The organism is Chitinibacter fontanus (assembly GCF_013423785.1).
GTDB lineage: Bacteria > Pseudomonadota > Gammaproteobacteria > Burkholderiales > Chitinibacteraceae > Chitinibacter > Chitinibacter fontanus.
On sequence record NZ_CP058952.1, the window covers coordinates 3,463,979 to 3,473,821 of the forward strand.

At 45.6% G+C, this 9,843-nt stretch carries 4 protein-coding genes; 3 read left to right on the forward strand and 1 reads right to left on the reverse strand.

The window, feature by feature from the left end:
• Nucleotides 1-6: 6 nt before the first annotated feature.
• Nucleotides 7-6,183 (reverse strand): EAL domain-containing protein, encoded by a 6,177-nt coding sequence (locus HZU75_RS16435; RefSeq protein WP_180307053.1) that lies wholly within the window; start codon nucleotides 6,181-6,183, stop codon nucleotides 7-9.
• Between the two features lie 251 nt (nucleotides 6,184-6,434).
• Here HZU75_RS16435 and HZU75_RS16440 point away from each other — a divergent pair, with 251 nt between their 5' ends.
• The 3 genes from HZU75_RS16440 to HZU75_RS16450 all read left to right on the forward strand — a co-directional run bounded on the left by HZU75_RS16440 (nucleotide 6,435) and on the right by HZU75_RS16450 (nucleotide 9,829).
• The gene (locus tag HZU75_RS16440) at nucleotides 6,435-6,836 is read left to right on the forward strand and encodes a chemotaxis protein CheW (protein ID WP_228028113.1); all 402 of its coding nucleotides are present in this window, start codon (nucleotides 6,435-6,437) and stop codon (nucleotides 6,834-6,836) included.
• 134 nt (nucleotides 6,837-6,970) lie between these two features.
• Nucleotides 6,971-9,493, forward strand: a complete 2,523-nt coding sequence (locus HZU75_RS17675; RefSeq protein ID WP_308419459.1) for a methyl-accepting chemotaxis protein — start codon at nucleotides 6,971-6,973, stop codon at nucleotides 9,491-9,493.
• A 111-nt stretch (nucleotides 9,494-9,604) separates the two neighbouring features.
• A complete protein-coding gene (locus HZU75_RS16450; protein WP_180307055.1) occupies nucleotides 9,605-9,829 on the forward strand; it encodes a hypothetical protein in 225 nt (74 codons plus the stop codon).
• Nucleotides 9,830-9,843: the final 14 nt, after the last annotated feature.

Consider the following 9,843-nt stretch of genomic DNA (forward strand, 5'->3'; position numbering starts at 1 on the left):
CTGCAATTAATTTTGCTGTTCCCACACTTGTTTCCATGCAATAAATTCATCTGCTGGCATTGGCTTAGCGATTAAATAACCTTGCACTTCATGACACCCGGCTGACACAACCAAATCCCAATCTTCCTGTGTTTCAACCCCCTCGGCAACCAAATTCAATTTAAATTTGGTTCCCAGCATCACACTATGCTCAAGTATGGTTTGGGCTGATTGATTAGCACTTGCGCCACGCACAAAGGCCTGGTCAATTTTTAACTCAGTAAAAGGCGTCTGCAGCAAGTGTTCCATGGTTGAAAAACCTGTACCGAAATCATCAATCGATAAACCAAAACCTTTAATGCGCAAGCGAGTCAAAATATCAAGACTTAATACATAATCGTGTGACAATTGCGTCTCGGTAATTTCCAAAGTAATTGATTCTGCGGCAATGCCGTTTTGCTCTAATACCTCGGCAAAAAGCTCTGGTAACTCCAGTCGATGCAAATTATCCATTGAGACATTGACTGATAGCTTGATCGATTCACCACTGTCTTGCCATTGCTTTAGCTGTTGTACCGCCTGCCGCAAAACCGTAAAAGTCAGGTCATCAATTAGGCCAAGCTGTTCAATCGCTGGCACAAACAAGCTCGGATTGAGCAAGCCTCGTGTTGGATGGCGCCAACGCGCCAAACACTCGGCCCCAACCACACGATGATCGGAAGTCCTCACCTTGGGCTGGTAATACAATTCAACTGCATTTTCGGCCAACCCTCGCTGCAGTTCGACCAAATCCAAAATGGCAGTATCAATTTGCAAGCTAGCAGCACTTAATTGCTCGGTATTTAATTTATCTTCGGTCAGTAGGCGCGCCAAGTCTGCCTTTTTTACTGGCTTACTCAATGCGCCATGTATATTTAATTGGAATGATTTACCTAGCTTTTCGGTTGCTTTAAGTACAGTGCTATCCATGCCCGATAAAATTGCAACTTGACCTCGATAATTTTTTTGACCGAGCAACCTCAGGAAAGCAACACCATCCATGTCGGGCATTTGCAAATCACACAAAATCCAATCTGGCTGTTGTAACTGCTCTAGTTGTGCCAGTGCTGCATGACCATCCAGGCATCGTGTGACATGTACCAGTGATAGATCGCTAAGATGTTGCGAGAGCAATTCCAGCGTAAATTCATCGTCATCAATAAGCATGATGCGCAAATTTGGGTCCAAACCGGTGGTAATTGGTTGCAACATCTGATTGGTCTGGTCGGAGTCCAATAAACCCTGCTCATGCAGGTATTTTTGAGTGTTCTCAAACAATATTTGCAAAGAGGCGATGGTGTGGCTAGCCACTTGGGAATCAATCGGTGTGTGGTGCGTATCGAGCGACTCCAGTAAATCGCCCAGTTTAGTTGCGCCGACGGTACGTGCAATCGATTTAAGCCGATGGCATTCGGCCGGTATCTTTTGACTAGCATTGTTCTGCCATAGCTGCGAAATATGCTGTAAACCTTCTTGCATCGCGGCTGCGAATTTGGCGAGGTATTTTCGCTGCCGATCGATATTGCCACCGAGCATACTTTCCAGGACTTGCAAATCGATCAAATGATTGTCCATCTCATTGAGAGTGGGGGTATCGATCTGCGCCCCTTCTGCGTCAATGCATCCAAGCCAATACGCTAGGGCGTGATATAAACGCTCAGCTTGAATTGGCTTGCCGATAAAATCATTCATGCCCGCATCAAGACAACGCTGACGATTTTCGCTTGATACATTGGCTGTCATTGCCAGAATCGGCAATCCATCATATTCAGGAAAAGAGCGGAGAATCTGGCAAGCAGTGAAACCATCCATTTCAGGCATTTGCACGTCCATTAACACCGCATCAAATGATTGTTTTTTAACCAGATCAATAGCTTGCCGTCCATCGTTGGCAATTACCACCTCGATGCCTACCTCGCGTAAAAACTCTTCTCCGACTTGTTGGTTAAATGGGTGGTCATCGACCAGCAATACGGACTTACCTGTTAGTAAAGAGGCGTAGTCGAGTGGATGGTCTTGCTTAGGCTGTACAGGCTCCAGCGCAGCATCGGCAACAGGCAAGGCAATTGCAAAGCTAAACTCACTGCCATGATGAAGCTGGCTATTGAGCTGTAATTCCCCACCCATTAAGTTAACCAATTGACGGCTAATCGCCAAACCTAAACCACTACCACCATATTTGCGGGTTGTTGAGTTATCCGCTTGCTGAAAAGATTGAAACAGCCGTGTTTGCGCTCCGGGGGAAATACCGATCCCAGTATCGCGAACACAAAAATAGGTGAGATGCTCATCTTTAGCCGTTTTACCTTGAGTCACGAGTAGCTGAACTTTGCCGTGCTCAGTGAATTTGACTGCATTCGTTAGTAGGTTGAGCAATACCTGTTTTATGCGCAGAGCATCACCGTGTATATTGCGCGGCACTTCTGATGACAGTGACACCTCAAAGCTCAAATCTTTTTCTAACGCTTTGGGTTCAACAATATCTTTAATTTCATTGAGCAAGCAATTGAGCGAAAAATCGGATAAATCCAATTCAAGTTTACCCGCCTCAATTTTAGAAAAATCCAAGATATCATTGATGAGGCCGAGCAAATGATTACCCGAACTACTGATTTTTTCCAAATAATCACGCTGTTTCGCGTTTAACTCGGTTTGCTGTGCCAAATGAGCCATGCCCAACACGCTATTGAGCGGCGTACGGATTTCGTGGCTCATATTTGCAACGAATGCACTTTTTGCGCGATTGGCAGACTCCGCCTGCAAGCGAGCGGTTTCCAGCTCTTGCGTTCTTTGTTTGACCCGCTCCTCCAAGGTAGCAGTCAGTTGCAGCATATTTTCTTCGTACTCTTTGCGATCGGTGATATCGCGCACCATCGCGGTATAGATTGGGTTTCCATAGTTTTCAGAAAAAGAAATTGACACTTCGACTGGAAACTCAGTGCCATCTGAGCGTAAACCCATAACTTGCCGCACTGATCGACCGGTCATTTTTCGAGTGTGGTCGCCTTTATTGGCAAATTGGTGCATCAGCCCGCGGTGCGCAACGGCTTGTCGGGTGGGAATAAGGGCCTCAATCGGGCACCCCAGCATCTTATAAGCAGGGTAGCCAAACATTTGTTCGGCCGCGCGATTAAACAAGATGATATTAAAATTAGAATCGGTAGTGACAATCGCATCCATCGCACTGTCAATCATACCAGCCAGTTGCGCTCGATTCGCCAGCAGGGCTTCTTCCGCTGATTTGCGCTGACTGATATCTGTATCGGTACCAATCATACGTAATGGCGCGCCATCCTCTGCGCGGTGTAAAACGGTTCCTCGGCCAAGCAGCCATTTGTAACTGCCATCTTTGCACCGCATACGATGTTCTGCACTAAAGTGGCTGGAGTCACCGTTTAAGTGGCGCTGTAAAACATCATTTGAATGCTTGCGATCATCATCATGAATGCGCTCTTGCCAAAGTTGTGGATCATCACTGAGTTCAGCTAAGTGATATCCAAGCAAATTCGCCCACGTTTCAGTGAAGCTGATTTTATTTTGCTCAATATCCCAATCCCACACTCCATGCCCAGCACCTTCAATGGCTGTTTTCCAAAGCTGATCTCGCTCTCGTAAGGCTTCGCTGGCCTTGCGGAAGTCGCGTTTGCTGCGCTGAGCCATGATTAACTGACTATATGTCAATAAAATTGGCTGCAAGCTTTGAATGAGTCCCTGATCATAATCACTTGCGCGATTAGCCACGCCGATCATGCCGATGCTTTGGCCACCTTGCAAAACAGGCACGACCATAAAACGCTCAAGATTTGGGTGCTCGGCCAATATTTGTTCACTAAACTGGCTTGCTGCGACCTGATTGCAAATTAACACCTCATTATTTACCAGTGGAATACCCAGTACATGGTCTAACTGGTGGAGTTCAAGGCCCTGCTCACGATAAACAGCGTATCGATCGTAAAATGATGCGTCAGCGCCTAGTGCGCTTAGCGCATTGATGCGCAAATACGGCGAGCCATCTGCATGCAGAAGCACTTCTGCAGCAAAACCAAAGGCACTCTCGGTAATTTGGCAAATTTGATCTAGAACGGTATCGAATGCCACCCGCTCATTTTGATTCTCAATGAAGTCGCCTTGGATTTTTGCAATTGCGAGTAACTGTCGATTACTAACCGCCAATGCGCGTAGTGTTTGATATTCGGCATCGATATCACGCAGCACAGAAACCCACACCAAACCATGTTGCGCATCATTAAAGCTGGATATGGTAACGTGCGCCCAGAATACGCCCGTGTTACTGCGCTGACAAAGTAGCTCACCATTCCAGTGCCCAGTCGCTTTTAAGCTGGCCGCCATCTCAGCGGTGCTAGCCTCGCAAGCCATACCCGGCTCGCATAACACACTAAAGTGTTTCCCCAGTAGATACTGCTCATCACAAGCAAAAATCGCCGTCAAGGTTGGATTGATGTAGACAATAACGCCGTCTAAAGCACGGATTAAATACACGCCCTGTTGAATGTTTTCGAGTATTTCACCACGTAAGGCCAGCTCATTCTGCAGAGCCTGTGTAACACTTAAATCTTGAATGCTCACCGGCACAGTTGATGCGGCTTCAATGGTGCGAGGAATTTGAAATGAAACGATGGCACGTATTGGGCGTCGATCCACGGTCAGCAGATTTACTTCTGCGCTAAAGTGTGGCTTGCGCTCCCAAAAACTGAGTAATTCAGCCCGTAAGACATCTAATGCACCGGGACCGAACAACTGGCCAATTCCTGCCAGTAATACGGCCTTTGGGGCGCCAAACAACCGTTCGGTGGCTCGATTCACGTCGACAACTTTAAATAGCTCGATAAATTCAAATAAGCTACCGGGATTGCTATCGAAATACGCAGCCAAATCGTTCACACCAGATTCACGCAACTGCTCTAAGCGGCGCATTAGGGCACTTAAATCTTCATTCCATAGTGAAATGTTGGCGCTATCAAATAAGGTGTGGTAGCGAAGTTCGCGCTCCAATCTTTCCTGCTGCTGAATTTCATGCGCACTTAAATCGGTGAGTGTGACTAATAGTATTCCACCCCAATCATCATCGAGTGGCGTTGCGCTCGCAGAGACGGATTTTACTTGCCCAGACTTGCAGCGAACCCGAACCTGCAAAGGCTCAAATACGGAGCCAGTTTGGCTTGCGTGTTCAATATGCAACAACCACTCTTTGGTTACCCAATCACGATAACTTAAATCTGGATAGGCCTGCTCCCACCAATGCGGCAAGTCTGGAATATCGCTTGCGGTATAACCAAACGCCTCGGTAAATGCGGCATTAAGATGTGTGATACGTTGATTAGGCGTATTGAGCACGCAGGGTAAGTTAATTGCTGCAATCAGCATCGCTAAGCGATGCTGATGAATATCGACATCAGCCCATACCATTGCAGCTGGTAGCAATATTTTGATGACAAAGCCAAAGGTGTCATTTTCTTGGAAGGGCTCAATGCTTTGTTGCACGGCAATAGTCTTGCCGTTTCGCGATACTAAATATTGCACCAGGGGTTGTGATGCACAGTGGGTGGGGTCAGCTAAGTGTGATTCAATATTGATTTGGCATGTTGGTGTATATAGCTCAATCCATTTACTATTAATGATTTCATTAGAATAGTACCCCAGGGTATGTAATAAAATTTCATCGCAAGCCAAAATACGACCATCCAAATCGACCCTAATAATTGCCACATGATCTGTAGTGCTAGTTTGCCTGTTGGGTAGCGGGGCGATCGCTGCATCACTAGCCAGAAGTATCCCCTCGATGGCAACTAATCTATCTGATGCATCAAATACCCCATAGGCGTAATCCACCACCTCCACCACAGTTCCATCCTCTGCTTTAAGCAAATAGCGTTGGACATATTCCTGAGATGGCTTGATTTCGCAAAGGGCTAATTCGGGATTTTCAGCCGCTGATCCGCCAAATCTAAGGGATCGATATGAGCGTCCAATCAAGTCGTCCGCATTGAACCCCGTTAATTCTCGGCATACTGCACTGCAGTAAACCAGAGTTAATTCAGGATCATTCAGATAGCGATATACCATTCCGTCGGCGTGCAGCTGCAGGCGTTCAAATATATTTGAACAGCCTTGCGAGCTTGGACTTGTCCCCACGGAACGACGCATAGTGATGAGCCTATTTCTTGAAATTGACTAAAGACACCAACTCAAGATAGGCCACTTTTCTTAAGTGCGCCAAACAGCTGCTTAACAAAAAAGCGGGTTTTTAATGGGCTTCTTGCTAGATTTATTATTTGAAAATGACGTAGATTAAATTTTTATCTGACATCAAGTTGAATATTGCGCAGGATTGTCTAGACTTTTTATGTGCGTTTGCACATTTTTTTGGCCCGCAGTTCGCTAAGCTTGAGGTGAGTATGGAACATGACATCAAAAACAGCACCGCGCTGGAGTCAGCTTGCCACAACGGTTTACTCACTTTTAGCCTAGGCGAGCAAGAATACGCACTAGACATTATCAAAGTGCAAGAAATCCGTGGTTATGAAGCAGTAACTACACTGGCAAACTTACCGCAGCACATCAAGGGCGTTATTAATTTACGCGGCAGCATTGTGCCGATCGTCGATTTGCGCATCCAATTTGGATTGGCAAATGTCCAGTACACGGCGACAACTGTTGTGATTATTCTAGGTATCAAAGAGCGTCTGATCGGTATTGTTGTTGATGCTGTATCCGATGTAATGAGCGTAATACCTGAACACATTAAACCGCCGCCAGAACTAGGGGGGCTATCGATATTCGCTATCTCATCGGTATAGCGACCATTGAGCAGCGGCTGATTGCGCTGGTCGATATCGAAACCCTGCTTTCCTCTGATGAATTGCAATTAATTGAATGTGTTCCGGCTTAAGCCGAAGGAGAAATCATCGTGTCTAATCTACAATCACTAAAAGTGCGAACACAGTTGGGGCTGGGGTTTGGCGTTGTTATTTTACTCATGCTCATTACTGGATTCCTAGCATTTACGCGGCTAAGTGAGCTTGATGATAGCATCAATCGCATCATCAATGATCGCTACCCCAAAACAGTAACCGCGAATGCTTTAATTGATAACCTCAATCAAGTTGCACGCTCAAATCGAAATTTGCTGCTATGGAATGATCCACAAAAAATTGAAGCCGAGTTAGTAACCATTGCAGAGGCACGTAAAGCCAATAGCACAGAATACGAAAAATTGGAAAAAACCATTAAAAGTGAAAAAGGAATCCAATTACTGAAAGAAACTACGGATAAGCGGCAAATTTTTGCTACCCAGCTTGATAGATTCCTGACCATATACAAAGACCCGAGCCAAAGAGAGCTCGCAAAAACAGTATTAATGTCAGACCTACGAGATTCAAATCTTGCCTATATGAAGTCAATATCAGCATTAATTGATTTCCAATCCGAGATGATGATCAAAGAAGGTAAAGAAGCAGAATCAATGGTTGAAGCTTCGAAAAATCTAATCGGAGGCTTAAGTATCGCTGCGTTAGTATTGGCTTGTTTTATAAGTTGGCTAATTGTGCACCTATTGATGAAGCAACTTGGCGCAGAGCCTGGTGAAGTGGCGGCCGTAGCCCAAGCAGTAGCTGCAGGTGATATGGATTACCCTGTCAATATTCCAGCCAACGATAAAGTCAGCGTAATGTATGCAATGCAGCAAATGCAAACCGCTATCAAAACCTTTGTGTCCGAGCAAAGCCGTATGTCGGAGCAGCATGCACAAGGCTGGATTAAGATACAAATGGATAGCAATCTATTTCGCGGTAGTTTTGCCAAAATGGCGGTGGATATTAATACCCTAGTTAATTCCCACATAGCAGTGAAAATGAAAATTGTTGAGGTGGTGTCGGAATATGCACATGGCAATTTCACACCCGACATGGATAAATTACCAGGTGATAAAGCAAAAATTACCACCGCACTCGATCAAGTGAAAAAATCCTTACTTGGGATTAGTAGTGATGTCAAACTGCTCGCAGAAGCTGGGTCACGCGGTGATTTTAGTAAGCGGGCTGATGCTAATAAATATGAATATATGTTCAAAGATATGATTCAGGATCTGAATCAATTAATTGAAACGTGTGATATAGGCTTTAATGATGTACTGCGTGTATCAAACGCATTAGCAGCAGGTGATTTAAATCAGACTATTGTAAAAGATTATCCTGGTTTATTCGGGCAAACAAAACAAGGCGTCAATTCTACAGTTGAATCATTACGGAAAATTGTTGCTGAAATTGAAAACATTGTTGAGTCTGCCGCAAATAAAGGCGACTTTAGCATCAAAATTGATCTTAACGACAAACAAGGATACACGCGTCGCCTCTCAGATTTACTCAATCAACTCGCTGATGTCACCAACACAGGGTTGCGAGATGTGATTAGAGTTGCCAATGCGCTGGCATCAGGTGATTTGACTCAGACAATTAATAAAGAATATCCGGGATTGTTTGGCGAAACCAAGCAAGGTGTTAATGCCACGGTAGAGAATTTGCAGCGCCTAGTTAGTGAAATACAAGACTCAGGTGCCTCAATCAATACCGCAGCCAAAGAAATTGCGCAGGGGAATGCAGATCTGTCGCGCCGGACAGAATCACAAGCGGCAAGCTTGGAAGAAACCGCCTCTAGCATGGAAGAGCTAACCAGCACGGTCAAACAGAATGCAGAAAACGCACAAGTAGCAAGCCAACTAGCTAGATCATCATCCGAAGTTGCAACCAAAGGGGGCGAAGTTGTTGGTCGCGTCGTTGAAACGATGAGTTCAATCAATGAGTCATCGCGCAAAATCGTTGACATCATTAGTGTGATTGATGGCATCGCATTCCAAACCAACATTCTAGCGCTGAATGCTGCCGTTGAAGCGGCAAGAGCTGGGGAGCAGGGTAGAGGATTTGCGGTCGTTGCCTCAGAAGTAAGAAATCTGGCCCAACGCTCAGCATCTGCAGCAAAAGAGATCAAAAACCTCATTAGCGACTCAGTCAGTAAGGTTGAAGGTGGGGCAAAATTGGTGGCAGAAGCTGGCGAGACCATGAATGAAATCGAAAACAGCATTAAACGTGTAACAGATATCATGGGAGAAATTTCAGCCGCATCTGTTGAGCAAAGCTCGGGGATTGGTCAGGTTAATCAGGCCATCATTCAAATGGATGAAGTGACGCAGCAAAATGCGGCACTGGTAGAAGAGGCCTCCGCCGCTGCAGAGTCACTCGAAGAGCAAGCACAAAACCTTGCGGAGGCAGTGAGCGTATTCAAGCTCAATCGTAGCTTGCATGCAGTTCACCACCCCGCAATCGCAAAAACGCCAGCCAGAATTGCAGAAAAACCGAAAGTAACGAGCAAAATCGCCAGCAAAACAGCTCAACTACAAAAAACAGCCGCCAAACCACCACACATCTCGGCAGGTGAAGAAGATCAGTGGGATGAGTTTTAATCTCACCAAAAGCGGCCGAAAGGCCGCTTTTTCTTTGATCGAGATCTATATGCAACTGATTTTAATAGCGTTTAATGGAATCAACTTAAGCTACAGCCAGTGGAGAGTGACATGCGAGCGATCGAATTAGCTAACGAATTAGAGTCATATACTTTCGGGCCCAATGCCGCGATTGAATTACGCAAAGAAATTGCGTTGGAATTGCGCAAACTGGTCACTGAAAATCAGCGATTGAGCAATTTGTGTAAGCACTGTACTGAGCTAAAATCCGAGGCTTTAATGCTCGTTCATGATTTCGACCCATCCCTTGCTGGCGAGTGTGATTGCAAACGTTAAGATGTGGGCGGTTT

Bases quoted from the DNA above. Each gene is read 5' to 3' on its own strand.
- HZU75_RS16440 (WP_228028113.1), top strand. From the start codon at position 6,435: ATGGAACATGACATCAAAAACAGCACCGCGCTGGAGTCAGCTTGCCAC.
- HZU75_RS16435 (WP_180307053.1), bottom strand. From the start codon at position 6,183: ATGCGTCGTTCCGTGGGGACAAGTCCAAGCTCGCAAGGCTGTTCAAAT.
- HZU75_RS16450 (WP_180307055.1), top strand. From the start codon at position 9,605: ATGCGAGCGATCGAATTAGCTAACGAATTAGAGTCATATACTTTCGGG.